Origin of the sequence: Blastococcus haudaquaticus, from assembly GCF_900230285.1 — a bacterium.
GTDB lineage: Bacteria > Actinomycetota > Actinomycetes > Mycobacteriales > Geodermatophilaceae > Blastococcus_B > Blastococcus_B haudaquaticus.
Window position 1 is genome coordinate 657,795 of the sequence record NZ_OCNK01000003.1, and the last position, 26,974, is coordinate 684,768.

The window sequence follows — 26,974 nt, forward strand, 5'->3', positions numbered from 1 at the left end:
GTCACCCCCTCATCCGCTCCGCAGGGAGACCATGGCGCGCGTCGCGTGCTCCAGCAGGGCGTCCAGGGCAGGCGGCAGCAGGGGGAAGGTGAGGCCGAGCATCGTGAGGGTCAGCAGGATCTTGACCGGGAAGCCGAAGGAGAAGATGTTCAGCGCGGGCGCGGCGCGGCTGAGCAGGGCCAGGGCGACGTCGGCCAGCAGCAGCACCGCCACCATCGGTCCGGCGATCTGCAGCGCGGCCAGGAACATCATGGTGAGCGCGGTCAGCAGCACCGCGGCGAGCTGATCCGTGGGCACGTCCCCGCCCACGGGCAGCCCGACGTAGGACGTCGCGAACCCCTTGACGATCAGCAGGTGACCGCCGCTGGTGAACAGCAGGGTGATGGCCAGCAGGTAGTGCAGCCGGCCGATCGACGAGTTCTGGGTCATCGAGAGCGGGTCGTAGGCCGGCTGCAGCGAGAAACCGCCGGCGAGGTCGAGCAGGTCGCCCGCCATCTGCACGGCCTGGAAGAGCACCTGGACGACGAAGCCCAGGGCCGCCCCGATGATCACCTCGGTGACGGCGGCGACCACCAGGAACCCGGCGGTCGGCTCCGGCAGGGTGGGCGCGATCTGGGTCGAGAGCAGCAGCGACAGCGCGAGGGCGAACGCGGCCTTGACCGGTCCGGGGATGGTGCGGGAGTTGAAGGGCGGCGCCATCAGCACGAAGCCGGTAGCCCGTGCGGTCCCCAGGAGGAGTGCCGCCAGCGTGACTGCCGGGACCGAGAGGTCCATCGCGGCCTCAGGTCCGGTCGAGCAGCGCCGGGAGCTGGTCGAACAGGCTGTGGGTGAAGCTGACCAGCTCGGCCAGCACCCAGTTGCCGGTGACCAGCAGCGCGATGGCGACGGCGACGATCTTCGGGACGAACGAGAGGGTCTGCTCCTGGATCTGGGTCGCCGCCTGGAACAGCGAGATCAGGAAACCGACCAGCAGCGCGGTGATGAGGACCGGGGCAGCGACCTTGGCCGCCACCATCATGGTCTGCGCGGCGATCTGGGTGACGTCGGCGTCGCTCATCAACCACCACCCCCGTAGGAACCGACCAGCGCGGTGGTGATGAGGGCCCAGCCGTCGACGACGACGAAGAGCAGGAGCTTGAAGGGCAGCGACACGATGGTCGGCGGCACCATCATCATGCCCATCGCCATCAGCGAGGCGCTGACCAGCATGTCCAGCACCAGGAACGGGATGAAGACGACGAGCCCGATGATGAAGGCGCTCTTGAGCTCGGACAGCACGAACGCCGGGATGAGGGTGGTCATGCTGACCTCCTGCGGCGTCGCCGGGGCCTCCTCGCCGGAGAGCCCGATCATCAGCTGCAGCTCGTCGTCCCGGGTGTTGCCCAGCAGGAAGTCGCGCAGCGGGACGACGCCGGAGTCGTAGGCCTGGGCCACCGTCATCGTCCCGTTCATGTACGGCTGGAGGGCGACCTCGTTGATGTCGGAGAAGACCGGCCCCATCACGAACAGGGTCAGGAACAGCGCGATGCCGGTGAGCACCTGGTTCGGCGGCGAGGACGGGAGGCCGAGGGCGTTCCGCGTCAGCCCGAGCACCACGATGATCTTGGTGAACGAGGTGGCGAGCAGGAGGACGGACGGCGCCACCGACAGCACCGTGATCGCGAGGATCAGCGTGATGGAGCTGCTGGGCGACCCGTCGCCGATGGAGATGTCGACGTTGCCGTCACCAGGAACGACCGGCGCGGTCGGCGCCGTCGGCTCGGTGGGCGCCGTCGGTGCCGCCGAGGCGGGCCCGGCGAGCAGGAACGCCGCCACGGTGCACAGCAGCGCGAGGAGCAGCACCAGGGCGGCCCGCTGACGCGTCGCGGTGGCCCCGGACGCCCGGAGCGGGCGCACGGACGACGTCATGACTTGCGGACCGTGCGCTCGCGCAGCTGGTTGACGAAGACGCCCCAGCCGTTGCGGTCGAAGACCGAGCCGGCCAGCGCGGGGCTGGCGGAGCGGGCCGCGAGGGCGTGGGTCTCCTCGCCGGCCCCCTCGGCGGTCGCGGCGGCGACGTGCACGGGGGCCCGCCGCTCGCGCAGGGCGGCGTCGACGGCGTCGGCGTCCACCTCGGCCAGCAGGGTGATCTGCTCCTCGGTCGCTCCCACGACGAGGACGACGTCGGCGATCCGGACGACGTTGACGGTGCTGGTGCGGCCCATCCGCTGGCGGGCCACGACCTCGATCAGGCCGTTGCCCTGCCCGAGGCCGCGCTTCTTGGCGACGCGGGCGGCGAAGAGGAGGACGACGGCGATGAAGGCCAGCGAGAGGACGAGGCGGATGATCATCCAGGTCATGCGCTCTGCCCCAGCTCGGCGGCGGCCGCGTCGTTGACGATCTCGCTGATGCGCAGGCCGAAGTCCTCGTCGACGACCACGACCTCGCCGCGGGCGATCAGGGTGCCGTTGACCAGCAGGTCGGCGGGCGCGCTGGCGGCGCGGTCGAGCTCGACCACCTCGCCGGGGTGCAGCGAGAGCAGCTCCTGCACGGTCATGCGGGTGCGGCCGATCTCGACGGTCACCTCCATCGCCACGTGCCGGAGGAGGTCGAGGCTGCCCCGCCTGGCCTGGTTCGTCGTCGGCAGGGTCACCTGCAGCGCGAACGTCGCCTGGTGCTCGGTGCCGGCCATGAGGGGGACCGCCACGAACATGCCCTTGTCGCGCATGCCGTCCAGTGCGGCCACCGGCTCCTCGATGCGCTCCGAGGCGACGCGGACGCGGCCGAGGGTCGCCGCGGCGGCCTCGAGCGCCGGCCGCAGCGCGGCGGCGACGTCCATCCGGCCGACGGGCGAGTTGTTGAGGGCCTCGACCACCTCGGCGGAGATCACCAGGACGATGTCGCCGCTGACCTCGCCGGACAGGCCGGCCGACACCGCCTGCGTGGCCCCGGGGGGCAGCGCGACGCCGTCCGGGTCGCTGACGGGGGCGCCGGGGACGAGCTCCACCGTGGCCGGGACCAGGGCGGCGGCGGCGCGGGCGGCAGCCGTGACCACCGCGGAGACGGTCTGGGAGTCCTGGGACGTGTCGGTGCTCATGCGGAGTCCTTCGCGGCGGCGTACGGGGTCGGGACGATGGCGGCGGCCAGTCGGCGCCGGTGGTTGCTGGCGATCGCGTACGCGAAGGTCACGTCGTTGGTCGTGACCTCGAGTGGCGCGTCCGGCGGGTGCCGCAGGAGCAGCACGTCGCCGACGGCGAGGGAGAGCAGGTCGGCCGAGGAGACGGTCAGCGGCGCGAACCGCACGCTGACGTCCACGGGCACGAGGTTGAGCCGGGCGCTGAGCGCCTCGGCAGCGCGCTTGCGCTTGGCCAGGGCCGTCTCCGACAGCTGCGGGGAGGCGGCGTTGTTCAGGGCCTGGGCGAAGGAGGAGAAGGGCAGGACGAGCGTGGCCTCGCCCTCGCGGCTGCCCACCGCCATCGTGAACGTGGCCACCATGACCGTGTCCGATCCCGCGGCCGCCTGGGCCAGCTGCGGGTTGTACTCGTGACCCAGCAGGGCCGGCTGCAGCTCGGTGATGGGGCCGAACGAGGTGGCGAACTCGTCGAGCAGCCGGTTCAGGAGGTGGTTGGTGATGGTGGTCTCCATCGCCGTCATCGGCCGGTTGGGCTGGCCGGCGCTGCCGGATCCGCCGAGCATGTGGTCGACGACCGCCATGGCGATGTCGAGCGGGTAGGCCAGCAGGCCCTTCCCGGCCAGCGGCTCCAGGCTGAACGTGGAGATGAACACCGGGTCGGGCAGCGTCACGATGTAGTCGTCGTAGGAGAACTGCTCGATCGAGACGAGCTCGAGGCGGGCCCCCGCCCGGAGGAACGTGGTGAGGATCGTCGTCGCCTGGCGGGCGAAGGACTCCTGCGCGATCTGCATGACCCGGACGTGCTCGCGGGAGAGCTTCGTCGGGCGGCGGAAGTCGTAGGTGCGGGGTTCCCCGCGCCGGTTGCGGGCGCTGGTCCCGGCGCCGGGGGAGGGCGGTCCCGCGGGGGCCGGCGGCTGGGCCGCGGCGGTCGGGGACTCCGGTGTCTCCTCCGGGGACTGGGGACCCGCCTCGCCGGCGTCCGGTCCTGTCGCTGGCTGAGTCACATTCCACCTCATCGGCGGACCCGGGGGCGACCCTGACCGGCGGTGACCGGACCCTCACCGGTGCGGGAGGGGTGTGACGGGTGGTGCGGGCCGTGCTCGACGCGTGACGTCCTCCGGCCGTCCGATGGACGGCCGGAGGACGGCAGGAGACGGCCGACGGCCGGCGCCCGGACTACTGGGTGACGTACTCCGTGTAGTAGATCCCCATCACCATCGGGACGTCGTGCTCGGTGTAGGCCGCGATGATCTTCTCCTCCAGCGCCGCCTTGAGCGCGTCCCGGGCGCCGGTGACGTCGGCCGGAGCCGCCTGGGAGAACGTGGAGATGATCTGGTCGTAGGCCTTCGCGCCGTCCACGGATGCGCCGCCGTGACCGCCGCCGGCCGCGTCGACGGTGATCTCCAGCGTGATGCCGACCTTCAGGTAGCCGCCGCCGGCCAGGTTGACCGCGATGGGCTCCAGGGCGACGTACCCACCGTGCTCCGGCTCCGCCGCCTCCGCCTCACCGGACCCGGCGAAGAGGAAGAAGTACGCGGCACCGGCCGCGGCGACGAGGAGGACGGCGAGGATGAGGACGAGCTTCTTCTTGCCGCCCTTGGCCTCGACCTCGTCGGTCTCGGCGCTCTTGTCCTTGCTCATGGTGTTGCCTCCTGGGTGGCCTGCTGAGTGGCATCGATGCCCGGCAGGAGCGCGTTGGCCTCTGCCGATGCGGTGGACAGGACGACGATGTCGACGCGCCGGTTGACGGAGATCGCGTTCGGGTCGGTCACCGGGACGAGTGGCCGCGTCGAGCTGTGCGCGTCGGCCGACATCCGGTCCTGGGGGACGCCCGCACCGGCCAGGTAGCGCACGACGGTCGTGGCGCGGTAGGCCGACAGCTCCCAGTTCGACGGCCACGCGCCGCCGGGGGAGACCGGCAGGTGGTTGGCGTGCCCCTCGATGGTGAGCTGGTTCGGCAGGTCGGTGAGCGTGGGTGCGACGGCGGTGAGGATCGCCGCGCCGCCGGAGCGCAGCACCGCCTCCTCGGCGTCGAAGAGCACCTGGTCGGCGACGATGTGCACCACGAGACCGCGCTCGTCGATCTCGAACTGCGCGGCGCCGGGGTAGCCGGCCGCGGCCAGGGCGGCCTCCAGCCGCTCCCGCGCTGCGGCGAGCTCGTCGTAGGCGGCGGCCGCTTCCGCGGCGACGTTCTTGGCGCGCTCGGCGGCCGCGGCAGCAGCGGCGGCGTCGACCTCGGCCTTCTCGACCGTGGGATCCGGCGGGATGGCGGAGGCGATGTCGATGGCGCCGTTCAGCCCGTCGAGCACCGAGCCCTCCGGGGTGGGACCCGGCTGGACGGTGATCGGCCCGCCGAAGGCCGTGGCCATGCCCTTGGACAGGGCGGCGAACTTCTGCTCGTCGACCTTGCTCATGGCGAAGAGCACGACGAACAGCACGAACAGCAGCGTCATCATGTCGAAGGCGGACACCAGCCACCGTTCGTGGTTCTCGTGCTCCTCGTGCTCCTCGTGCTTCTTGCCGCGGCGGCGGCCGTGACCGGTGCTCACGACGTCATGCCGCTTCCTTGGCCAGCGAGCCAGGCGGCACGAGCGAGGTCAGCTTGAGCCGCACGGCGCGCGGGCTGGTGCCCGCCTGGATCTCGGTGATCCCCTCGACGAGCAGTTCCATCTGCGCGGCCTGCAGCTCGCTGACCCGCAGGATCTTGGCGCCCATCGGCAGGAACCAGAAGTTGGCCGCCATGACGCCCCAGAGCGTGGCGATGAAGGCCGCGGAGACCATCGGACCGAGCGTCTCGGGGTTGTTCAGGTTCCCCATGACGTTCATCAGGCCGACGATGCAGCCCAGGATGCCGATGGTCGGCGCGTAGCCGCCCATGGCGTTCATGAACTTGGCCGCGACCTTGTCCTCCGCCTTCTTGGCCGCGATCTCGCTCTCCAGGACGGTGCGCAGCTCTTCGGGGTCGGTGCCGTCGATCCCCATCTGCAGCCCACGCTTGAGGAAGGGGTCCTCGATCGCCTTGACCTGGGCCTCGAGCGCGAGCAGGCCCTCCTTACGGGCCTTCTCCGCGAGGGTGACCAGCGTCTGGATCTGGTCGTTCGGCGGCGGCACCTTCGCCGGCAGCACGGCCATCTTGAACCAGCTGCCGACCTTCTTGAGGTCGTCCATCGTCTGGCTGGCCGCCGCCGCACCGAAGGTCGCGATGACGACCAGGACGATCGCCGGCAGGAAGATCAGCGCCGTCGGGGAGACGCCCTCGAGGGTCATGAAGACGAACAGGGCGATGATGGAGACGGCGAACCCGATCAGGGTGGCGGGATCCACGGTCAGCGCTCCTCGCGGGAGGGGAACGGCACGACCGACGAGACGCCGGTGGCGTCCGCGGCGGGGGCCTGCGGCCGGTACTCGCCCCGGTCCATCTCGTAGGAGGTCGCGAGGATGCCGGCGCGGTACTCGCGGATCTCCGTGAGCACCTCGTCCACGGTCTCCTTCACCACGTACTTGGTGCCGTCGACGAGGAAGGCCACCGTGTCGGGGTGCGCCTCGACCCGCTCGATCAGGTCGGCGTTCAGCGCGAAGTGCTCACCGTTCAGGCGCGTCACACGGATCACGGTTAGGTCCTCTTGCTCGTTGGGGCCGATTCCGGGGGGAACGGCACTCTTCTCTTCGGCTGACCAGCGCACTTCCTTGAGCCGAACGGCTGGGAAGGCACCCGTGGGAACCCCGGGATACCGGGGAAATGGAGCGGCCCGGCCACCCTCGGGAGGAGTGACCGGGCCGCCGCCGTGACGTGCTGGGACGGCCTCTCCGCGGCGGGCGGAGAGGTCCTTCATCAGCGCTTGAGGTTGACCAGGTCCTGCAGGATCTCGTCGGAGCTCGTGATCACGCGGCTGTTGGCCTGGAACCCGCGCTGGGCGACGATCAGCCCGGTGAACTCCTCGGCCAGGTCGACGTTCGACATCTCGAGGGCGCCGGACACCAGGAGGCCGCGGCCACCGACGCCGGCAAGGCCCACGGCCGCTGCGCCGGAGTTGTCACCCACCCGGAACGTGGAGCTGCCGGCCTTCTCCAGGCCACCGGGGTTGTTGAACGAGGCGAGCGCCAGCTGGCCCAGCGGCTGGCGCAGACCGTTGGAGTAGACGCCCATGATCGTGCCGTCGTTGCTCAGCCCGAACGACTGCAGGGTGCCCAGGGCGAAGCCGTCCTGGCCCCCCTCCTTGACGTTGCTCTTGCCGCCGAGCTGCGTCACGGTCTCCAGGTCGAGGGTGATGTTCCCGGTCCAGCTGGGGTTCGCGAGCGCGGCCAGCGGCACGGTCACCGTCGGTGCGGAGGACAGCGTGCCGTCGGCGCCGAAGGTGACGGTCTCGGTGCTGAGCGGGGTGATGACCGGAGGCTCGGCGTTGCTGGCGTGCGCGACGGCGAGGCTCCAGGTGTTCACCGCCGGCGCGGCGGACTTCGTGAACGTGTAGGAGATGTTCTGCGCGACGCCCAGCGAGTCGTACATGGTGACCGAGGTCTGCACCGGGTCGCCACCCTCCGCGGACAGGTTGCCGAGGACGCTGCCCGCCGTGGTCGCCACCGGGTTCACGACCTGGCCGTAGGGGACCGAGAGGTCGCCGATCGGGCCGTTGGGGTTGATGTTCCCGTCCGCGTCGGCCATCCACCCGCGCAGGATCGCGCCGTCGGGGGTCACCAGCTTGCCGCTGGCGTCGAAGTCGAAGGAGCCGGCCCGGGTGAACAGCTGCTCGCCGCCGGCGCCGCGCGTGACGAAGAAGCCGTCGCCCTCGATCATGAAGTCGGTGGAGCGGCCGGTGGACTGCGTCGCGCCCTGGGTCCAGTTGGTGGTGATCGCCGCGACCTTCGCGCCGAGCCCGACCTGCGCCGGGTTTGTGCCACCACGGTCCGCCGCGGGGGCGCCACCCGCCCGGATCACCTGGGACAGCGTGTCCTGGAAGACCGTCTGGCTGCTCTTGAAGCCGACGGTGTTGACGTTGGCGATGTTGTTGCCGGTGACGTCCATCTTCGTCTGGTGGGCCTTGAGCCCGGAGATGGCCGAGAACATGGAACGAAGCACGGGGAGGTTCTCCTCAGGTGTGGGGGCGCCGGGGCGGCGGGAGAGCGGGGAACGGGGAAGTCAGGCGGTCACTTGGTGACGGCGATCTCGGTCAGCCGGCCGACCGGCACGGACACACCGCCGATGACGGCGACGGCTTCGCTGTCCTTGCTCGCGAGGCGCACCGACGTGACGAGCCCCGTCTTGGCCTCGCCGTTCGTGTCGGTGTAGGTGGCGGTCCGCCCGACCAGCGCGCCGGCGGTCGCGGACTCCTGGAGCACGAGCATGGAGGCGTTCTGGTTGACCAGCTGCTCCAGCTTCTCGACCTGGCTGAAGGTGGCGGTCTGCGACATCATCTGGCTGCTGTCGACCGGGTTGCCCGGATCCTGGTAGCGCATCTGCGCGACCAGGAGCTTCATGAAGACGTCCTTGCCCATCTGGTCAGGACGGTCGATGGTGGAGGAGGCCTTGGGTGTGTAGGCCGTCCCCCCGGTTCCGGTCACTGCGTCCGGCATCGGTTCGTTCCTCCCTCTCAGGCGAGCATGTCCACGCCGGACGACGTGGATCGGTTGCGGGCCGGGGTCGAGCCCCTCCCTGCGGTATCGGCAGGGGCGCCCCAGGGTCGTGACCTGTCGTCGTCGCCGTCCTGGTGGCCGTGCCGCTGGCCGGACGCCTGCTGGTCGGCCTGCTGCTGCGCCGCATGGCGTCCCAGCCACGAGCCGCCGGTCTCCCGGTCGACCTCCAGCCGCGCGGGGTTCAGACCCGCCGCCTCGAGGTCCCGCCGCAGGTCGCCCATGCCGTCGAGGAGCGCGGCCCGGCCGAGTTCGTGGGCACCGCGCAGGGTGAGGTCGATGGCGCCCTTGCTGAGCGTCACCGACACCTCGACGGGGCCGAGGTTCTCGGGGTTGAGCACGAGGGTCATGGTCTGGCTGCCCTCCGGTCCCCGGCCCAGCAGGACGACCTGGCGGGCCACCTGGGAGCCGACGGGCTGGGCCGCAGCGGCACCGGTCGCCGCGGGTGCTGCGGTGGAGGTCACCGGGGCGGGCGCGGGAGCCGCGCCGGCGGTCACCGGGATCGCGTCGGCGGCCCCGTCGCCGGAGGAGGGGGACCCCGCGTTCCCGGAGGCGGTGCCGGAGTTCCCCGATCCGGACGACGCGGCGCCGCCGGAACCCGCAGGTGCGATCGCGGCCACCGGAGCGCCGGGAACGGATCCGGCCGTCGCCGGGTCACCGGCCCCGGTCGGCGAGGGGTTCGCGGGGGGTGCGGGGGCGGACAGGACGACGGCCGGCACCGGTGACGTGCCGGGCGCCGCCACGGCGGGCGGCGCGGCCGCGAGGACGACCGGGGCAGTCGAGGGGGTCGAGGGAGTCGTGGCCGGCGGAGTCGCGGCTGCCGGTGCCGCGGACGCGGCGCCGGGCGGGACCGCCGGTGCACCAGGGGGCGTCGCCGCCGTCCCGCCAGGGACCCCGGAGGGACCGCCCGGCGCCGTGGGTGCGGTCGGAGCGGAGGAGGGGAGCGCCGCCGCGACCGCGGACGCCACGGGGACGGTGCCGTCGGCCGCCGCTGTGATCGGCGGGGCTGTCGTGGGCACGGCCGGGGCGGTCGCCGTGGGAACCGCGACCTCGGCCACGGCCCCGCCGGCCGCCGCATCGGTCGGGACGGCCGCGGGGATCGGGGCCCCGAGGGCCATGGCCCAGAGGGCGGGGATGCCCGGCGGAGCCGGCTCGGGTGCGGAGGTGCTTTCGGCACCGGCGCCCGGGGCAGCGCCGTCCGAGGCCGCCGGGGGGAGCGGGTCGGCAGCGGGCTCGTCGGGCCCCGTCGTCGGCTCCGCGGCTCCGGCCGTGGTGGTCGTGGTGCGCTGCGGATCCCGCTGCGCGGGGCGGTGGGCGCGGTCGAGCGGCCGGTCCGACCGGTCGTCGGCCCCGCTGCCTCGCTCCGGAGGGGTGTCCCGGCGGACCGGGGACCGGTCGGCGGCCAGGGCGTCGTCGAGCGCGGAGGCGAACGGCGCCGCGCCGGACGAGCCGCGAGCGTCGGCCGGGGCGGTCGACCGGGCCCGGGCCGCGCTCGCGGCCGGGTGGACGGGCAGAAGCCCGGGGGATGTCATCGGTAGGCCTCCGCCTTGGTCATCACGGCGCGGACGTAGTTCTGGGTCTCGGGGTAGGGCGGGATGCCGCCGTACTTGGACACCGTTCCCGGGCCGGCGTTGTACGCGGCCAGGGCCAGCTCGGTCGAGCCGAACTGCTGCGACAGGCTGCTCAGGTACCGCGCGGCTCCGTCGATCGCCGAGTTCGGGTCGAGCGGGTTCACGCCGAGGCCCTTGGCGGTCGCGGGCATGAACTGCATGAGGCCCTGGGCCCCGGCAGGGGAGACCGCCGAGGCGTTGAAGCTCGATTCCTTCGCGGCCACGGCGGCGAGCAGCGAGGGGTCCACGCCGTGCCGGGCGCCGGCGCGGGTGAACAGGTCGGCGTAGGGGACCCCGGCGAGCGCAGCTCCGGCGGACGCGGTCGTCGGCGCCGACGGCTGGGCCGGGAGCACGCGCCGGATCACCGCCGGGCTGCCGACGTCCTGCACCTTGACGACCTCGCCGGCCTGGGGTGCGGCGATCATCTTCCCGTTGCCGATGTAGACGCCGACGTGGTCGATGCCCGCCCGGCCCGACGAGTGGTCGAAGAACACGAGGTCGCCGGGGCGCGCGTCGGCCAGGGAGGCGACGGGCCGGCCGCTCGTCGCCTGCTGCGAGGACGTGCGGGGCAGGTCGACGCCGAGGTTCTTGTAGATCAGCTGCGTGAACCCGGAGCAGTCCAGACCCTTGGCGGGGTCGGTCCCGCCCCAGAGGTAGGGGACGCCCAGGTACTTCTCGGCCTCGGCGACGACGGCGCCCTCGCCGGCGGTCCCGCTCGTGCCGGCGACGGGGGTGTCGCTCGTCCCGCTCAGCCCGGCGGCCGCGGCGGCGCTCGCCCAGTTGCCCGACGGCGAGGGTGTGCGGTGGACGAACCGGCTCTGGATGTCGACGATGCGAGCCTGGATCTGGGTCACTGCGTCCATGACACCTCCCTGCTCCCGTCTCCCTGTGACCCGTCGTCGACGGGATCTCCGCCCCTGTCATCGGCAGGCCGGGAGGCGGACCGGCCCGCGCGGCCGGTGACGAGGTCGTCGACGGCGCGTTCCTCGGCGGCGTCCTCCGCGTGCTGGAGGGCGGCCAGGTGCCGTTCGCGGAGCCGTTCCAGGCCCTTGGTGCGCTGCGCTGCCGCCGTCCAGCGGGCGCGGACGAGTTCGGACTGCTCCGCGGTCGCGGTGGCGAAGGCGCGGGCGTCGGAGGCGTCGGTGGCCGCGGTGCGCAGCAGCGTCATGGTGGCCAGGAACTGGCCGGCGGGGAGCGAGCGGGGCAGGACGGACGCGGCGAGCGTCGTCTCGTACTCGGTGGCCCGTCGGTCGGCGTCCGCCGCCGCCTGGGCCGCCTCCGCGGCGGCCATGGCGGCGGTCCGCTCCTCGGTGCGGCGCAGCTCCAGGACCGGCTGCAGCCGGAACGTCGCGCGCTTCACGTGGCGGCGTCGCGCGAGGGCGCCGTCACGCCGACCTCACGATCCGCTGCAGCCAGTTCCAGGACTCCTCGGCCGAGGTCGACTCGCCCATGGGCTGCTGCAGGAACGCCTCGATCGTGGGTGCGAGCGCGCGGGCCCGGTCGACGAGGGGATCGCTGCCGGACTGGTACGCGCCGATCTCGATGAGCTCCCGGACGTCGCGAAGCGCACCCATCAGGCGGCGGATCTCCCGCGCGTCGGCCATCTGCTGGGGTGGGACGACGGCGGTGGCCACCCGGGAGATGGACTCCAGCACGTCGATGGCGGGGAAGTGGCCGGTCGTCGCCAGCTTCCGGGTCAGCACGATGTGCCCGTCGAGGATGGAGCGGGCTGTGTCGGCGATCGGCTCGTTGTGGTCGTCGCCCTCCACCAGGACGGTGTAGAGGCCGGTGATCGACCCGGTGACGCCCGTCCCGGCCTTCTCCAGCAGCTGGGGCATCATCGCGAACACGCTCGGGGGGTAGCCGCGGGTGGCGGGCGGCTCGCCCGCCGACAGCCCGACCTCGCGCTGGGCCATCGCCGTCCGGGTGATCGAGTCCATGAGCAGCAGCACGTCGCGGCCCTCGTCGCGGAACGCCTCGGCGATGCGGGTGGCCACGAACGCGGCCTTGAGGCGGACCAGCGGTGGCTCGTCGGAGGTGGCGACGACGACGACCGTCCGGGCCATGCCCTCCTCGCCGAGGTTCTCCTCGAGGAACTCCCGGACCTCGCGGCCACGCTCGCCGATGAGTCCGATGACGCGGACGTCGGCGTCGGTGCCCCGGGTGATCTGGGCCAGCAGGCTGGACTTGCCGACACCGGAGCCGGCGAAGATGCCCAGGCGCTGCCCCTTGCCGCAGGGGACCAGGGTGTCGAGCGCCCGGACGCCGAAGGTCAGCGGCTCCTCGACGCGGGTCCGGCTGAGCGCGTGCGGCGTCTCGCTGGCGAGGTCGACGAAGGAGACGCGGGAGCCCAGGGGCGGGCCGCCGTCCACCGGGCGGCCGAGGCCGTCGAGCACCCGGCCCAGCAGCGCCTCGCCGACGGGCACCTGCAACGGCATGCCGGTGGCGCGCACGGGCGCGCCGGCATGGACCCCGGAGAGATTGCCCAGCGGCATGCAGGTGAGCCGGTCCCGGCCGACGGCGACGACCTCGGCCAGCAGCGGCCGCTCGCCGGGGTTGACCTCCACGAGGTCCCCGACGGCGGCACGGATGCCGTCGACGCTCAGGGTGAGGCCCATGGCGCCGGTGACCGATCCGGTCACCTGCGGTCGCGCCGCTGCCCGGGCCCGGGCGAGCACGGTGGTGGGGAAGGTCGACGTCGTGGCGGGTCGGGTCATGCGCTCAGGACCGCCTGCACGCGCTCCAGGGCCGCCCCGAGCTGGGCGTCGATGCGCCGCGGGCCGGTGTCGACGACCGCTCCGGCCCGCTCGATGGTCGCGTCGGGAACGACCCGCACCGAGGCGGGGAGTTCGGTGAGCGCCTCGGCCGGGATCTCGGCGAGGTCGTCGGGGTGCACCCGCACCACGGCCGGGACGTCGGCCGGACAGAGCGCGAGCGCGCGCCGGACGGCGTCCAGCACCGGGGAGTCGGCGAGAGCCAGTTCCCGGCCCAGCAGGTCCTCGACCAGGGTCAGCACGGTGCCGATCACCGTCTCGCGGATGTCGTCGGCGGCAGGAACGGACGCCTCGTCGAAGCGCGTCGCGGCCGCGGCCAGCGCGGCGGTCGCCGACGCCAGCCGGCGCTCCCACCGCGCCTGGACGTCGGCCAGTCGCTCGGCCGCGGCGCGCTCGGTCTCGGCGACCACGCCGGCCGCGGCGGCCATGCCCTCGGCGTGCCCGGCCGTGAAGCCCTCCGCGTGCGCGAACTCGCGCAGCCGTGCGAGCTCCTCGGCGTAGACGTCGCCGAGGCGGAAGGACGAGCCGGCGCCGGTGACCACGGGCAGGTCGGCGGCCCGGCGGATGCTGGAGCGTCGCTCGACGGTCTGCTGCGGGCGCTGGAGCGGGCTCTCCTCGCGTGGACCGGGCACGACGTCGCGGTACGGGGTGGCCCGCTGCGCGCTGGTGCCGCGCAGCAGGACGCCCTCACGCGTCATCGGTCGGCCCCGTCCAGGGGCCCGCCCCGAGCCTGCGGGGGGTGGGGAGGACGGGGTCCTTAGGCAACGAACTCATCGTCCTGTCCACGGGTCAGCGTCAGGACGCCCTGCTCCTCGAGCGTGCGGATGACGCCGACGACCTTGGCCTGGGCTTCCTCGACCGTGCGGGTGCGCACCGGCCCGAGCAGCTCGATCTCCTCGGAGAGGTTCTCGGCGGCGCGCTCGGACAGGTTCCGGACCACCTTGTCGCGGACGTCGGGCCGCACGCCCTTGAGCGCGGTGGCCAGGTCGTTGGCCTCGACCTCGCGCAGCACCTGCTGCAGGGAGCGGTCGTCGATGGTGACGATGTCCTCGAAGACGAACATCTGGGAGCGGACCTGCTCGGCGAGCTCGGGGTCGGTGTTGTCCAGCCACTCGAGGATGGAGCGCTCGGTGGGCCGCGGCGAGCGGTTGATGATCTCGACCAGGGTCTCGACGCCACCGACGGTGGTCATGTCCTGGTGCGCCAGCAGCGAGCCCATCCGGCGGCCGAGCTCCTCCTCGACGAGGCGGACCATCTCCGGCGACGTGCGGTCCATCGTGGCGATCCGGTGCGCCACCTCGGCCTGCTGCTCCGGCGCGAAGCCGGAGAGCACCTCGGCCGACTGCGCGGCGGTGAGGTGGGCGAGGACCAGCGCGATGATCTGCGCGTGCTCGTCCTTGAGGAACGTGACGAGCTGCCGGACGTCGGCGTTGCGCAGGGAGGCGAACGGGACCTCGGTGTAGACGACGTTCAGCCGGGACAGGATGTCGCCGGCCTTGTCCTCCCCGAGCCCCGCGGCGAGGATCTCGCGGGCGAAGTCGACGCCGCCGCGGCCGATGAAGTGCTGCGCCGTCATCAGGCTGTGGAACTCGGTCATCACCTCGTCGACGTCGTCGAGCTCGACCGAGCCCAGGCGCATGAGCTCGCGGGTGATCGACTCGACCTCGCGCGGGCGCAGCTGGGTGAGGATCGCGCCGGCCTCCTCCTTGCTCATCTGGGCGAGGAAGACCGCGGCCTTGCGCAGACCCGGGAGTTCGGGCCGCGGGGCGGACGGGATCGCGGGGAGGTTGCCCCCGCCGAGCAGCTGGTCCATGCCGGCGAGAGTCACGACTTGCTCTCCGTCAGCCAGCCGCGCAGCATCGCCGCGACCTCGTCGGGACGCTCGCTCACCATCGCGGAGATCTCCCCTCGCACCTTCTGCCGTTCAGCGGCTTCGAGCTCCAACTGGTGGTTGTCGACCTGCGGCTCCTCGCGGCTGCTGGAGACGCGCAGCCGGTCGAGCTCGGCGAGCATGTCGTCGGTCAGCTCGAGGGGCTCGTAGTCCTCCTCGACGTCCTGCTGCCGGCGCGAGCGCAACCAGACGATGAGGACGACGAGCGCGATACCGGCGGCGATCCCACCGGTGCGGATCATCGACCACATCTGCTCGCTGGCCTCGGCCTCGCGAGCCGCCTCCATCGCCTCCGCGGCGGCGTCTGCCGCCGCGTTGTCGAAGGGCATCGCGGCGACGGCGATCTGGTCGCCACGGGCTTCGTCCAGGCCTACGGCGTTGCCGATGAGATTGCGGATCTGCTGCTGGTTGAGGTTGCCGGCGACGGCATCGTCCATCACGACGGAGACGGTCAGCCGGTTCAGCGCGCCGGGGGTGCCCTCGACGACCTCGGTGACCTTTCCGACGGAGTTGTTCGCCGTCGTCGACTCCTTGTTGTACTGCGACTCGCCGCCACCGGCGTTCTCCGCGGCGTCGGGCATGTTCTCCGGGCCCAGCACTCCTCCGACAGGCGCGCCACCGCCGACGTACTCCTCGACGGTCGTCGTCTCCGACAGCGGCGGGGTGTCCTCGTCGTAGACGTAGGTCTCCGACGTGGTGGCCCGCTGGTCGAGGTCGACGTCCGCCCGGACCGACACCACGGCCCGGCCGGGGCCGAGCACCCGGTCGAGGATCTGCTGGGCGTTGGCCGCGAGCCGGGACTGGTATTCCGCCTCGACCTGGGAACGGGCGTCGCCGGCGCCGGCGGTGATCCCGGTGCCGGGTGCGGCGAGCACCTGCCCTGCGGCGTCGGTCACCGTGACCTGGCCGGGCTCCATGCCCTGGATGCTGGAGGAGACCAGGTTGGTGACGGCCTGGATCTGCTCTCCCGAGAGGGCGGTACCGGCCGCCAGGTCCAGCAGCACCGACGCCGTGGGCTTGGCCTCGTCGGTCACGAAGACCTCGTCCTCCGGCAGCGCCACGTGGACGACCGCGGAGTTGACGCCGTCCAGGGCCTCCAGCGTCTTGGAGAGCTCGCCCTCGAGCGCCCGCTGGTAGGTGACCTGCTGCTGGAACTCGCTGGTGGTGATGCCCTGCTCGTCCAGGAGGGCGTACCCGGTGTCCTGACCGGCGGGCAGGCCCTGGCCGCTCATGGTGAGGCGCAGGTCGTAGACCCGGTCCTTGGCGACGAGGATCGTGCCGCCGCCGTCGGTGAGCTCGTAGGCCTCGCCGGCCGCGTTCAGCTCCTCCACGATCGCCGAGGCGTCCGTCGAGGCCAGGTTGGAGAACAGCGGGGCCTGCGTGGGGGCGGTGATCCAGCGGAAGAAGAAGAACCCGCCGAGAAGCAGCCCGACGAGCAACAGGCCGATGACGACCTTCTGCCCCAGGCCGATCGAGGAGAACGTGGAGCGGGCGCGCTCCATCGTCCCGGCGAGTGCCGCATTCATCAGACCGGCATCCTCATGATCTCGTTGAAGGCCTCAACGGCCTTGTTCTTGAAGGCGACGACCATCTCCGTGGCCAGGGACGCCTCGGTCCTGGCGATGATGTAGTCGTGCACGTCCTTCAGGTCGCCGGTGGCGGCCTGGGCGCCGAGGGAGTCGGCAGCGTTCTGCGTGCCCTGCAGCTTGTCGAACGTCGAGGCGAGGACCGAGGCGAAGCCGTCGGCCCCGGCGGCGGCCTGGGGGCCGGCCTCGGTGACACCGCCGACCGCGCCGATGCCGACGGGGAGGATCCCGCCGATGGGGCTCGTCATGGTCAGCCCTTCCCGAGCTGCAGCGCAGCCTGGTACATGTTCGTGGCCCGCTCGACGACGGCGAGGTTGGCCTGGTAGCCGCGCTGCGCGATCATCATCTGGGTCATCTGGTCACCGAGGTCGATGTCGGGGTACCGGACGTACCCCTCGGCGTCGGCGAGGGGATGCTCGGGCTCGTACACCATGCGGCCCTCAGGGTCACCGAACTCGGCCCGCGCGACGCGGACGCCGCCTCCGCCGGAGCCGTAGTCCACGGCCTGCGCGACGACGAAGCGCTCCTGGAAGGCGTCCTGGCCGGCCGGGTTGACCGTGTTGATGTTCGCGATGTTGTCCGAGACGGCGTCGAGCCACTTGCGGTGGGTCATGAGCCCGGACCCGGAGATCCCGAGCGTGTCGAAGATGGCCATCTCACTGCGTCCTGAGGGCGGTGCGGAGGCTGTTGTACTTGCCGTCCAGCGCGTTCAGCGCCAGCTGGTAGCGCAGGCCGGTCTCGGTGGCGATGAGGGTCTCCGCATCCAGGTTGACGTTGTTGCCGTTGGTGTTGGTCGGCTCCAGCGAGCGGGCGACCGTGCCACCGTTGATCTGCGGCGTCTCGCCGTTGCGCAGGGCGCCGCGGAGCGAGCCCTCGAAGTCGACCCGACCGGCGAGGAAGCCAGGCGTGTTGATGTTCGCGATGTTGTCGGCGGTGACGCGCTGGCGCTGGGCCAGCCCGGAGAGGCTGGCGTGCAGCGCGGCTGGGGTGATCTCGCCGATCATCGGGCGGGTCGCCGACGGGTGCAGCAGGACACGTTCGACCTCCGGGGTAGGCGGAAGGGCACTCGCGAGCGAGTGCGGGGTCCGCCGATCCGTGGCGAGGTGGTGCTCTCCGTGCACTTCCCTCATCGGCGTCCGGCCGTCGCGGCCTGACCTCGGGAGCGCTACGCGCGGGGTTCGCGTGTCCGGCGGGGGCGCCGTGGCGGGTGTGACCTGAGGTGATCTGGCCGTGTCCCGCGCCGACTGGGGCGGGGGAGTTGTCACCATTCGTGCACGAGGCGGTCCCCCGGGCCGGGGCGACCCCAGACATGGACAACGCCCCGCCGCCGGAGGCCGGCGACGGGGCGTGGGGGTGCGATCGATCAGGAACGCGCGGTGACGAGCCGATCGCCGCCGAGGGCGCGCGTGCGGTTGTCACGGGCGAGGCGCCATGCCGCGGCCCACCGCTCGGCGGTGTGCTCGGTGAGGTGATGGGCCAGGACCTTCTCCCGGGCCGCGGCCGCGACCTCGCGCCGCCGGTCGCCGTCCTGCACACCGGCGCTGAGCCACTTCGCCCAGTCCTTCGGGGCGCGGGCCGGCATCCCCAGACCCAGGCGCTCGTACTCCTCGGTCCGCGCCCGGACGCAGTAGACGCCCCGCGCCGAGTACTCCAGGGGCTTGAGCCAGCTCTTCGACGTGTTGAACCGGTCCACCCGCAGGGGGGCGATGCCGATGTCGAAGAGTTCGCCCAGGCGCGCCATGTAGGAGTCGACGTCCATCACCCAGGGCACCTCCTCGGGATCCTCCGACAGGTGCAGTCGCTGCTGGACGTCCCACTTCTGCCCGAAGATGATCAGCCGGCTCCGACCGCGCGTGCGGTCCAGCGCCTGCTGGAGGCCCGAGCCCATCTCCTGCAGGTCGTACGGATGGCTCGGCACGCTGCCCGCCCAGCCGATGGTCACGGTGTCCGGAGTGCGCTCGTAGGCCGGCGGCAGCTCGGCGTTGCGTCGCGGGATCGCGTTCTCGATGACGACGCCGCGGCCGTGCCTGGCGTACTCCTGGAGCAGCGCCGGCGTCGACGTCGTCACCAGGTCGGCCTCGCGGGCCGCCTGGGCGGCGAGGTCGCCGGCACCGCCGCGCACCAGGGCGCCGTGGCCCATGTGCCCGAACGGGACGCCGGAGAGGAGGTCGTCCATCTCGACGACGACGGCCACCCCCCGGGCCTGGAGGAGCCGCTGGATCTGCAGCATCTCGGCGGTCTTCGGCAGCTGGAGGACGACGACGTCGGCACCCTGGGCGTCGACGTCGGTCACCTCCATCGGGCTTCCCTCGGTCACCTGGCGCATGGTGGTGGCGATCCCGCGGGACACCGCGACCTCGATGCCGAGGTCCGCGGCCTGGACCGCGCGGGCGGGCTCCTCGATGCGGTAGTACGTCGAACCCTGGGCGATCGCGTGCGTGAGCAGGACGCGCATGGAGGAACCCTTCTGAGATGGCGGCAGCCGCGGTGGCGCGGGAGCGTCGGCGGGTGGAGCCGGCGCCGGCCTCTCTGTCATCGGCAGTGCTGCTACCGGACGGGTTCCGTCGGCGACGGTTTCTCCCGGAGAGGGGTCGGTCAGAGCCCGCGGTCGATGAACGAGGCCACGGGTCGGGAGTCGCCGTAGGACATGCGGGCGGCGACGTCGCGCTGCTTCTGCGACTGGGTGATCCGCTCGACCAGCTCCTCGGCGACGGCGAGCTGGTGCTGGAGCAGACGGGCGGCGCGCTGGCGCAGGTCGGCCGGGATGGGGCCGAGGCCGGTCGGGGGGATCCAGTCGGAGCTGCGCCGTCCCCACGCGGCGATCTCCTCCGCCCGGCCGCGGGCGAGGCTCTCCTGCGCCTCGAGGACGTCGCCCTCGAGTGCGGACAGCGCCTCGTGCCAGTCGGCGGGGGCACGCCGGTCGCCGCGGTCACCGCTCGCCGCGCCGCCGGAGCCCTGGGGCTGGGGCTGGGCGGGGGTGTACGGGCTGAAGCCGGAGCCCGCCGCGGCGGAGCCGCGCACCGGGCCGATGGTCATGAGGGGACGCCGGCCAAGGACGCGGCGGCCTGCCGCCATGCGTCACGCAGCGGCTCGACGACCTGCCGGCAGGACCGGATGCGGTTGGCGTCGGACTTCATGTTCGCCTGGACCAGCTCGGACAGCAGCCAGTTGTACAGCGCGGCCAGCCGGGGGCCGCCCTCCCACATGTCGACCTGCAGGCTGGACAGCAGCTCCAGCACGATCGCCTGGGCGTGCTGGAGTTCCTGGTTCAGGCGGGACCGGTCACCTTCCTCGACAGCAAGCTGGGCCCGCTCGAGGTCGAGGGTCAGCCGGTCGTAGAGCATGACCAGGACCTGCTGTGGCGAGGCCGTGGCGACGGCGTCGCCGAGGTAGCGGGCGCGGAGCGAAGCAGCACTCATCGGAAAGAGCTCCTGAAGCGAGGTGTCGAGCGGGTGGGGCGGACGGTCAGGCGAGCGAGCCGAGCTGGCCGGCCAGCCAGTTCGACTGGTTGTTGAGGGAGCTCAGTGCCGTCTCCATCGCGGTGAACTGGCGGGTGAGGGTCTCCTTGCGCTTCGCCAGCCGGAGGTCCCAGGCGGCGATGCGGTCCTTGAAGTCGCGGGCCAGGGAGTCCTGCCCCTTGGCCAGCGAGGTCAGGCTCCCGGTGGTGGCGTCGGACGCGGACTTGGAGACCTCGCTGATCCGCGCGGCGATACCGGTGACGGCGCCCGGCTCACCCTCGACCCCTGTACCGGCCACGAGGCGCTGGGCCAGATCGGGGGTGGCCTTCATGGCCGCCGCGAACTTTTCCTTGTCGAAGGTGATCAGGCCGTCCCGGGTGGACTGGATGCCGATCTGCGCCGCGGAACCCTCGTCGCCGACGGCGCCGATGACCGCGTCCAGCAGCTGACCGCCGATCGAGGTGACCGAGTACTCCCCACGCAGCGCGGCGGTGCTGCCCTGGGTGTTGTTCGTGTAGGTCTTGATGGTGTTCAGCGCGTTGTTGACCGAGTCCACCAGGCTGGACACCTTGGCGGCGACGGCGTCGGGGTCCGTGGCGACGGAGATGGTGACCGGGGAGGTCTCCTCCTTCGTCACCGTGAACGTCGCGCCGGGCAGGACGCCCTCGAACGTGTTGCTGGCCGAGCGGATCGTGTAGGACGAGGTCGTCGCGGTGTCCGCGCCGACCTTCAGCTCGGCGTCCTGACCGACGGCGGTGGCGGTGAAGGCCGCGCCGGTGACGGAGAAGCCGGCCGCTGCGCCCGAGTTCTTGGCGCTGATCTGCAGGGCGTACTGCCCCGGCGCGATCTGCACGGTGGAGGCGATCACGCCCAGGTCGGCGGTGGCGTTGATCCTGGTGGCCACCTGCGCGAGCGACTCGGTGCCGTCGAGGGCGACCGTGCCCTTGCTGGTGGTGCCGTCGGCACTGCGGATGTCGAGGGTGCCGAGCCCCGCCGCTTCGGTCGTCGTCGCCCAGCGGCCGGTGCTCACGCTGGAGGCGGTGGTCGCGACCTTGGCGACCGTGAAGGTGAGGGAGCCCGGGGTCGCCGACGCGGTGGTCGCGACGGTCACGCTGGCGGCGGAGCTGCTGCCCTTCGCGCTGGCCCACGTCTCGGCCTTGCCGAGCGACTCGGCGGCGGTCGTGAGGGCGGCGAGGGCGGAGTTCACCGTGCGGTAGGCCGACGCGGTGACCTGGGTGGTCGACAGGCGGGCCTTGAGCGCGTTCTGCGACGCCGCCTCGAGCTGGATGAGCTGGCTGACCATGGTCCCGGTGTCGATGCCGGACACCAGACCGGTGTTGATGCTCATCGTCATGCCGCGGGCTCCTGAGGTCGAGGGGGCGGGGTGGTCCGGATGCGAGCGAGGGGGGAGGCACGAGGGCCTCCCCCCTCACCCGGGGTGGTGCTGAGGGTCTGCTCCTCAGCTACTCAGCTGATCGGGATCAGCGGAGCAGCGACAGGACGCCCTGCGAGGCCTGGTTGGCCTGCGCGAGCATCGCGGTACCGGCCTGGCTCAGGATCTGGGCGCGGGTGAACCCGACCATCTCCTGTGCCATGTCGGCATCGCGGACCCGGCTCTCGGACGCGCTCAGGTTCTCGATCGAGACGTTGAGCGAGTTGATGGTGCTCTCGAAGCGGTTCTGCGAGGCACCGAGGGTGGCCCGCGACTCCGACACCGTCTTGATCTGGGTGTCGAGCGTCGCCAGGTCGGCCGAGGCGCTGTAGGTGCCCGAGGCCGCCATGTTCGTGGCCACGCCGGTGACCGCGGTGGCGACCGAGGTCACGTTGCTCAGGTTGACGGTGACCGTCTCCCCGCCGTTGGCACCGGTCTGGAACGACAGGCTGGATGCGCTGCCGTTCAGGAGCTTGGTGCCGTTGAAGTCCGTGCGGCTGGCGATGTCGGTCAGCGCGCCGGCGAGCTCGGTGACCTCCTTGGCGATGTAGCCGCGAGCCTTGGAGTCCACGACGCCGGAGTTACCGGCCTGGACGGTCAGGTCACGGACACGCTGCAGGATCGAGTGCACCTCGGTGAGGGCACCTTCCGCCGTCTGCACGACGGAGACCCCGTCCTGCGCGTTGCGGACGGCGACCTTGAGGCCACCGACCTGCGAGCGCAGGCCCTCGGAGATCGCCAGACCGGCCGCGTCGTCGGCGGCACGGTTGATCCGGAAGCCGGAGGACAGCTTCTCGAGCGACTTGTTCATCTGGTTGTCCGTGATGGACAGGTTGCGGTGAGCGTTGAGCGCCGCGATGTTCTGGTTGATGCGCAGACCCATGATGTTCCTCCTTGGATGGGGTCGTACTCGGTCTCCCGCTGCATCCGTGCTGCGGGCCGTACATGGAAAGTCATCGGCGGCGCACCGGGGGTGCTTGAGCCGAGCGGACGATTTCTTTCCGAAGGGAGTCAGGCGGTCCGGGCGGCGCTCTCGCGGCCGGTGGGCCAGGAGCTGCGCTGGCGGGGGAGCGGTGCCCCGTTGCGGCCGGCCACCCGGTCGACGTAGGCGAGCTGCTGATTGCGCGCCCGCACCCCACCGTCCGGCTGCACGGCGCGGCCCTCCCACACCTCGCTCATCGCGGCGTGCAGCAGGGTCAGGGCGCGAGCGCGCATCTGCGAGACGCGCGACAGGGTGACGCCGAGGTCCTCCGCGATGTCCGTGAGCGATTCGTCACCGAAGAAATTGCGCTCGACGACCTCGTCCAGCCGGTCGGGGAGGGCGCGGATCGCCTCGTGCAGGTAGCGGGCCCGCTCTCCCCGCAACAGCGCCCGTTCGGGCGACTCCCCGGTGTCGGGCAGGTCCAGCGAGGAGCCGTCGGCGCCGGTCTCGGCATCGATGCTGACCATGACGGCCCGGTGCACATCGACCTGCAGGCTCTCCAGCTCGCTGCGGGGCACCCCCAGCGAGGCGGCCAGTTCCTCGCGCGTGGGGGGCCGGCCGAGGGAGATGGTGAGGGCGTCTGCGGCGGCGTCGGTCCGCCGGGCCGCGGCACGCACCGACCGGCTGGCCCAGTCGCCGGACCGCAGCTCGTCGAGGACCGCGCCCTGCAGGCGGGCCAGGGCGTAGGTGGCGAAGGAGGCCCCCGCCGCCGGGTCGAACCGCTTGGCCACCTCCACCAGCGCGACGTGCGCACAGGAGAGCAGGTCGTCGCGGCTGACGTGCGCCGGCAGCGAGATCCGCGCGGCGACGGCGTTCACGGCGAACGACGCCAGCGGCAGGTGCGCCGTGACCAACGCGTCGACGTCCGCCGGCGAGCGCGTCGGGGTGGATCCGCGGGACGGATTCGGAATGCGTCCGGAGGCGGTCCGTTCGCGGGGGATCCGCTCGCGGAAGGGGCGCTCGGTCGCGACGGCACGGGCTGGGCTCACGCCCTTCTTCTCGGCTGGGCCGGGCGGTGGTGGCACCACCCATCGGCAACTTTCCGTCCCGGCTTGAGCACCCAGTTGCCTGCTTCGGCTTGAGGGTGTCCCGGCGGGTGCCGATGCCAGCTGCGACGAGGGAGCGCCGGGCGGTTCGTCCGCCGGGGCGCCGGAGACGACGGAGAGGCGGTGGGCACGTGGACTACCAGCACCTGTCGACGATGCTGTGGCGGGAGCAGGAGCTCCTGGATCTCCTGCTGTTCAAGGCCGAGGAGAAGCAGTACCTGATCCTCACCGGCAAGACCCGGTGGCTGGCGCGCATCGCGCACGAGATCGAGGTCATCCTCGACCAGCTCCGGACGCTCGAGGTGGAACGGTCGGCGGCGACCGAGGCCATCGCGGTCCGGCTGGGCCTGCAGAGCAATCCCTCCCTGCGGCAGGTGGCCGACGCGGCGCCGGCCCCCTGGAACGACCTGCTCTCCAAGCACCACGAGGCGCTGCTCGTCCTCATCACCGACCTGCGCAGCCTGTCCGACGCCAACCGGGAGCTCATCGAGGGCGGCCTGGCCGCCATCGGCGATGCGCTGACGCAGACGCGGGCCACCTCGGCCGGCACCTACGGCGCATCCGGTCGGCACTCCGACGGGACGCACCGCGCGGTCACCCTGGACGGAGCACTCTGACGTGAGCACCTTCAGCGGCCTCAACCGCGCCACCACGTCCCTCTGGGCCCAGCGGCGGGCGCTCGACGTGACCGGCCAGAACATCTCGAACGTCAACACCGACGGGTACTCCAGGCAGCGGGTCGACCTGCAGTCCATCGGCGGCAGCGTGGTGCCGGCGTTCTACTCCACGAGCTCGGGGATCGGCGCCGGCGTCAACGCCGACAACGTCATCCGCATCAGGGACGCGTTCCTCGAGGGGCGCGGCCACACCGAGCACGCCAACAGCGCGCGGCTCACCGCGGAGACCGACGCCTACGAGCTGGTCGAGCAGGCGTTCCGCGAGCCGGGGACCACGGGCGTGCAGAACCTGATGGCGGACATGTGGCGCGGTTGGCAGGACGTCGCCAACAGGCCGGAGGACGTCGCCGCCCGCGGACAGGTGCTCAAGCGCCTGGAGACGCTGGTCGGCGGTCTGCACTTCAGCAGCTCGCAGCTGGACGGGCAGTGGCAGCAGAGCCGCGAGAACCTCGACGTCCTCGTCGACGACGTCAACGCCGCGGCCGACACCATCGCGCAGCTCAACACGGCCATCCTGCGCGCCAACCAGAGCGGGCTGCCCGCCAACGACCTGTCCGACCAGCGCGACGTGCTCATCATGAAGCTCGCCGACCAGGTGGGGGCGTCGGTGCGGCCCCGCGAGGGCGGTGTCCTGGACGTCACCGTCGGCAGCATCACCCTCGTCTCCGGCGGAACGGCATCGAAGCTGGTCGTCGAGGGGACCACCGACCCGGCCGACGCCACGGACGACCCACCCCGGATCGTGACCGCCGCCGGCTCGCTCAACGTCACCGTCGGGGGCACCGGCGGCGGACAGCTGCACGCCCTGGTCTCGGTCCTCCCCACCTACCGGGCCCAGCTCGACGGCATCGCCGTGAAGCTGGCCACCGCGCTCAACGACGCGCACGGCAACGGCTTCGATCTCGACGGAGACCGCGGCGAGGACCTGATCGGCTCGACGAGCGGGCCGGTGACGGCATCCTCCATCACCGTCGTGATCACCGACCCGCGCAAGATCGCGGCATCGGCGATCGGTGCCGACGACGGCTCCGTCCCCGCGAACCTCGACCGCGGCAACGCCGACGCACTCGCCCAGCTGGGCAACGGCCCCGACTCGGTGGACTCCGCCTACCGCAAGATGATCGTCGAGCTCGGCGTCCAGTCGGCGGTCTCCCAGCGCAACCTCGGCATCCAGTCGGTGATCTCGGCGCAGGTCGATGCGTCCCGGGAGTCCGTCGCCGGGGTCAACCTCGACGAGGAGATGACCAACATGCTGTCCTTCCAGCACGCGTACTCGGCCGCCAGCCGGCTGGTCTCGACCATCGACGAGATGCTCGACGTCCTGATCAACCGCACCGGCCGCGTGGGGCTGTGATCTGAATGCGCATCACGCAGAAGGCCGTCACCCTCACCAGCCTGCAGGGGCTCAACCGCAACCTCGACCAGTTCGGCAAGCTGCAGGAGCAGCTCACCTCCGGTCGCCTCATCAACGCACCGTCGGACTCGCCGACCGGCACCAACAAGGCGATGCAGACGCGGTCGGAGCAGGCCGCCGTCGAGCAGTACGCCCGGAACATCTCCGACGCCGACAGCTGGCTGTCGATCACCGACTCCACGCTGCAGAACATGCTCGGCGTCGTCCGGCGCGTGCGTGACCTGACCGTGCAGGGGGCCAGCACCGGCACCTCGTCGGAGGCCAGCCGTCGGGCGCTGGCGACGGAGGTCGAGTCGCTGCGGGAGAGCCTGCTCGGCATGGCGAACACCAACATCCAGGGTCGCCCGATCTTCGGCGGGATCACCACGGGCACGAAGGCCTACGACGGCGTCACCGGCGCGTACCTGGGCATGACCGCGCCCGGGGGCGACGTCCTGCGGCGGGTGTCGGCCACCGAGGAGGTGCGCGTCGACATGACCGGTCCCGAGGTGTTCGGGCCGGCCGGTGGGGACGACCTGTTCGCCGTGGTCGCGCGCATCGCCGATGACCTGGTCAACGACCCCGAGGCGCTCGGACAGGGGCTCGACGACCTGGACGTGGCGATGAAGCGGATGCTCGGCGGCGTCGCCGACGTCGGCGCCCGGTCGGCCCGCGTCGACCGGGAGATGCAGATCAACAGCGACCTCGCGCTGATGCTGGAGACGCAGCTCGGCGAGGTGGAGGCGGTGGACCTGCCCGGCACGCTCATGCGGCTGAAGATGCAGGAGGTCGGCTACCAGGCGGCCCTGCAGGCGACGGCGAAGGCCATCTCCCCGACGCTGATGGACTACCTGCGGTGATGTCCGGCCGTGCAGCACCGGCCGGACGTCCGGGCGGGTGCTCACCGTGACGCCGGCAGCCGCCGTCCTGGCCGAACGCGCGCACGCCCCCGCGCCCGCAGCGGCCCCGACGGCCGTCGTCGTTCCTGCCCCGGCGGTGCAGGTGCTCACGCTCGTGGACCCGCTCCCCGGGTTCCCGGACCACCGGGACTACGTCCTCGTCCCCGCCGAGGAGAGCGGCCGGTTGTCCTGGCTGCAGGCGGTGGCGCCGGACGGGCCCCGGTTCCTCGCCGTCGCGGCGGGGGTCTTCTTCCCGGACTACGCCCCGAGCGTGCCCGGCGCCGTCGCCCTGTCGCTCGGCCTGGACGGCCTGGACGACATCGCCACGGTGCAGCTCTACTGCGTGGTGTCGGTCCCGGACGGCGACGTGTCGGCCGCGACCGCCAACCTCCGTGCCCCCGTGGTGGTGAACCCGGCCACCCACCGGGCCTGCCAGGTGGTCCTGACCGGTTCCGACCATCCCATCAGGCGGCCACTCCGCCGATAACT

Annotated in this window: 32 protein-coding genes; 4 read left to right on the plus strand and 28 right to left on the minus strand. The window is 72.1% G+C overall.

What is annotated here, in order from left to right; translation table 11 throughout:
* Positions 1-9: 9 nt before the first annotated feature.
* The 28 genes from fliR to CRP30_RS14715 form a co-directional block, all read right to left on the minus strand.
* Positions 10-774: a flagellar biosynthetic protein FliR gene (fliR, locus tag CRP30_RS14580; protein ID WP_097184649.1), complete on the minus strand. Its 765-nt coding sequence runs from the start codon at positions 772-774 to the stop codon at positions 10-12.
* A gap of 7 nt (positions 775-781) precedes the next feature.
* Positions 782-1,057: a flagellar biosynthesis protein FliQ gene (gene fliQ / locus CRP30_RS14585; protein WP_097184650.1), complete on the minus strand. Its 276-nt coding sequence runs from the start codon at positions 1,055-1,057 to the stop codon at positions 782-784.
* A complete protein-coding gene (fliP, locus tag CRP30_RS14590; protein ID WP_097184651.1) occupies positions 1,057-1,908 on the minus strand; it encodes a flagellar type III secretion system pore protein FliP in 852 nt (283 codons plus the stop codon). Before fliP ends, fliQ begins: the two co-directional genes overlap by 1 nt.
* A complete protein-coding gene (locus CRP30_RS14595; RefSeq protein WP_097184652.1) occupies positions 1,905-2,339 on the minus strand; it encodes a FliO/MopB family protein in 435 nt (144 codons plus the stop codon). The genes fliP and CRP30_RS14595 overlap by 4 nt, the downstream gene beginning before the upstream one ends.
* Positions 2,336-3,076 (minus strand): flagellar motor switch protein FliN, encoded by a 741-nt coding sequence (fliN, locus tag CRP30_RS14600; protein WP_097184653.1) that lies wholly within the window; start codon positions 3,074-3,076, stop codon positions 2,336-2,338. The genes CRP30_RS14595 and fliN overlap by 4 nt, the downstream gene beginning before the upstream one ends.
* Entirely contained in the window at positions 3,073-4,116 is a 1,044-nt protein-coding gene (locus tag CRP30_RS14605; RefSeq protein ID WP_235003415.1) for a flagellar motor switch protein FliM, read from the minus strand. Before CRP30_RS14605 ends, fliN begins: the two co-directional genes overlap by 4 nt.
* Before the next feature lie 172 nt (positions 4,117-4,288).
* Positions 4,289-4,753 (minus strand): flagellar basal body-associated FliL family protein, encoded by a 465-nt coding sequence (locus CRP30_RS14610; protein ID WP_097184655.1) that lies wholly within the window; start codon positions 4,751-4,753, stop codon positions 4,289-4,291.
* Positions 4,750-5,661, minus strand: coding sequence for a flagellar motor protein MotB (locus tag CRP30_RS14615; RefSeq protein WP_097184656.1), 912 nt, complete (start codon positions 5,659-5,661; stop codon positions 4,750-4,752). The genes CRP30_RS14610 and CRP30_RS14615 overlap by 4 nt, the downstream gene beginning before the upstream one ends.
* 4 nt (positions 5,662-5,665) lie before the next feature.
* Positions 5,666-6,436 carry a motility protein A gene (locus tag CRP30_RS14620; protein WP_097184657.1) on the minus strand — a complete coding sequence of 257 codons (771 nt, stop codon included), beginning with the start codon at positions 6,434-6,436 and terminating at the stop codon, positions 5,666-5,668.
* A 2-nt stretch (positions 6,437-6,438) separates the two neighbouring features.
* The gene (locus CRP30_RS14625) at positions 6,439-6,723 is read right to left on the minus strand and encodes a flagellar FlbD family protein (protein ID WP_097184658.1); all 285 of its coding nucleotides are present in this window, start codon (positions 6,721-6,723) and stop codon (positions 6,439-6,441) included.
* A gap of 221 nt (positions 6,724-6,944) precedes the next feature.
* Positions 6,945-8,186, minus strand: a complete 1,242-nt coding sequence (locus CRP30_RS14630; RefSeq protein WP_097184659.1) for a flagellar hook protein FlgE — start codon at positions 8,184-8,186, stop codon at positions 6,945-6,947.
* A 68-nt stretch (positions 8,187-8,254) separates the two neighbouring features.
* Positions 8,255-8,680, minus strand: a complete 426-nt coding sequence (locus CRP30_RS14635; RefSeq protein ID WP_097184660.1) for a flagellar hook assembly protein FlgD — start codon at positions 8,678-8,680, stop codon at positions 8,255-8,257.
* Between the two features lie 17 nt (positions 8,681-8,697).
* Positions 8,698-10,269, minus strand: a complete 1,572-nt coding sequence (locus CRP30_RS14640; protein ID WP_097184661.1) for a flagellar hook-length control protein FliK — start codon at positions 10,267-10,269, stop codon at positions 8,698-8,700.
* Positions 10,266-11,210: a transglycosylase SLT domain-containing protein gene (locus CRP30_RS14645; protein ID WP_097184662.1), complete on the minus strand. Its 945-nt coding sequence runs from the start codon at positions 11,208-11,210 to the stop codon at positions 10,266-10,268. Before CRP30_RS14645 ends, CRP30_RS14640 begins: the two co-directional genes overlap by 4 nt.
* Positions 11,198-11,707, minus strand: a complete 510-nt coding sequence (locus CRP30_RS14650; RefSeq protein WP_143278472.1) for a flagellar FliJ family protein — start codon at positions 11,705-11,707, stop codon at positions 11,198-11,200. Before CRP30_RS14650 ends, CRP30_RS14645 begins: the two co-directional genes overlap by 13 nt.
* 25 nt (positions 11,708-11,732) lie before the next feature.
* Entirely contained in the window at positions 11,733-13,064 is a 1,332-nt protein-coding gene (locus CRP30_RS14655) for a FliI/YscN family ATPase (RefSeq protein WP_097184663.1), read from the minus strand.
* Positions 13,061-13,819 (minus strand): FliH/SctL family protein, encoded by a 759-nt coding sequence (locus tag CRP30_RS14660; protein ID WP_097184664.1) that lies wholly within the window; start codon positions 13,817-13,819, stop codon positions 13,061-13,063. Before CRP30_RS14660 ends, CRP30_RS14655 begins: the two co-directional genes overlap by 4 nt.
* Before the next feature lie 59 nt (positions 13,820-13,878).
* On the minus strand, positions 13,879-14,949 hold the full coding sequence (gene fliG / locus CRP30_RS14665; RefSeq protein WP_235003416.1) for a flagellar motor switch protein FliG: 1,071 nt from the start codon (positions 14,947-14,949) through the stop codon (positions 13,879-13,881).
* On the minus strand, positions 14,946-16,538 hold the full coding sequence (gene fliF, locus CRP30_RS14670) for a flagellar basal-body MS-ring/collar protein FliF (protein WP_097184665.1): 1,593 nt from the start codon (positions 16,536-16,538) through the stop codon (positions 14,946-14,948). The genes fliG and fliF overlap by 4 nt, the downstream gene beginning before the upstream one ends.
* Complete coding sequence (gene fliE, locus CRP30_RS14675) at positions 16,538-16,846, minus strand: flagellar hook-basal body complex protein FliE (RefSeq protein ID WP_097184666.1); 309 nt, start codon at positions 16,844-16,846, stop codon at positions 16,538-16,540. Before fliE ends, fliF begins: the two co-directional genes overlap by 1 nt.
* 2 nt (positions 16,847-16,848) lie before the next feature.
* A complete protein-coding gene (gene flgC / locus CRP30_RS14680; RefSeq protein WP_097184667.1) occupies positions 16,849-17,253 on the minus strand; it encodes a flagellar basal body rod protein FlgC in 405 nt (134 codons plus the stop codon).
* A 1-nt stretch (position 17,254) separates the two neighbouring features.
* Positions 17,255-17,602, minus strand: coding sequence for a flagellar basal body rod protein FlgB (gene flgB, locus CRP30_RS14685; RefSeq protein ID WP_097185002.1), 348 nt, complete (start codon positions 17,600-17,602; stop codon positions 17,255-17,257).
* A gap of 359 nt (positions 17,603-17,961) precedes the next feature.
* On the minus strand, positions 17,962-19,053 hold the full coding sequence (locus tag CRP30_RS14690) for a glycosyltransferase family protein (RefSeq protein WP_097184668.1): 1,092 nt from the start codon (positions 19,051-19,053) through the stop codon (positions 17,962-17,964).
* 140 nt (positions 19,054-19,193) lie between these two features.
* The gene (locus tag CRP30_RS14695; RefSeq protein ID WP_235003417.1) at positions 19,194-19,634 is read right to left on the minus strand and encodes a hypothetical protein; all 441 of its coding nucleotides are present in this window, start codon (positions 19,632-19,634) and stop codon (positions 19,194-19,196) included.
* The gene (gene fliS / locus CRP30_RS14700; RefSeq protein ID WP_097184670.1) at positions 19,631-20,017 is read right to left on the minus strand and encodes a flagellar export chaperone FliS; all 387 of its coding nucleotides are present in this window, start codon (positions 20,015-20,017) and stop codon (positions 19,631-19,633) included. The genes CRP30_RS14695 and fliS overlap by 4 nt, the downstream gene beginning before the upstream one ends.
* A 46-nt stretch (positions 20,018-20,063) precedes the next feature.
* On the minus strand, positions 20,064-21,410 hold the full coding sequence (gene fliD / locus CRP30_RS14705) for a flagellar filament capping protein FliD (protein WP_097184671.1): 1,347 nt from the start codon (positions 21,408-21,410) through the stop codon (positions 20,064-20,066).
* Positions 21,411-21,537: 127 nt separating this feature from the next.
* Positions 21,538-22,371: a flagellin N-terminal helical domain-containing protein gene (locus tag CRP30_RS14710; protein WP_097184672.1), complete on the minus strand. Its 834-nt coding sequence runs from the start codon at positions 22,369-22,371 to the stop codon at positions 21,538-21,540.
* Between the two features lie 128 nt (positions 22,372-22,499).
* Positions 22,500-23,459, minus strand: a complete 960-nt coding sequence (locus CRP30_RS14715) for a sigma-70 family RNA polymerase sigma factor (RefSeq protein ID WP_097184673.1) — start codon at positions 23,457-23,459, stop codon at positions 22,500-22,502.
* 188 nt (positions 23,460-23,647) lie between these two features.
* Here CRP30_RS14715 and CRP30_RS14720 point away from each other — a divergent pair, with 188 nt between their 5' ends.
* From CRP30_RS14720 to fliW, 4 genes are read left to right on the plus strand one after another with little or no spacing between them, the layout of a single operon-like run.
* Complete coding sequence (locus CRP30_RS14720) at positions 23,648-24,133, plus strand: flagellar protein FlgN (RefSeq protein WP_097184674.1); 486 nt, start codon at positions 23,648-23,650, stop codon at positions 24,131-24,133.
* 1 nt (position 24,134) lies between these two features.
* Entirely contained in the window at positions 24,135-25,547 is a 1,413-nt protein-coding gene (flgK, locus tag CRP30_RS14725) for a flagellar hook-associated protein FlgK (RefSeq protein WP_097184675.1), read from the plus strand.
* 5 nt (positions 25,548-25,552) lie between these two features.
* Entirely contained in the window at positions 25,553-26,446 is an 894-nt protein-coding gene (gene flgL, locus CRP30_RS14730) for a flagellar hook-associated protein FlgL (RefSeq protein WP_097184676.1), read from the plus strand.
* Between the two features lie 46 nt (positions 26,447-26,492).
* Entirely contained in the window at positions 26,493-26,972 is a 480-nt protein-coding gene (fliW, locus tag CRP30_RS14735; protein WP_235003418.1) for a flagellar assembly protein FliW, read from the plus strand.
* The last annotated feature ends 2 nt before the right edge of the window (positions 26,973-26,974 follow it).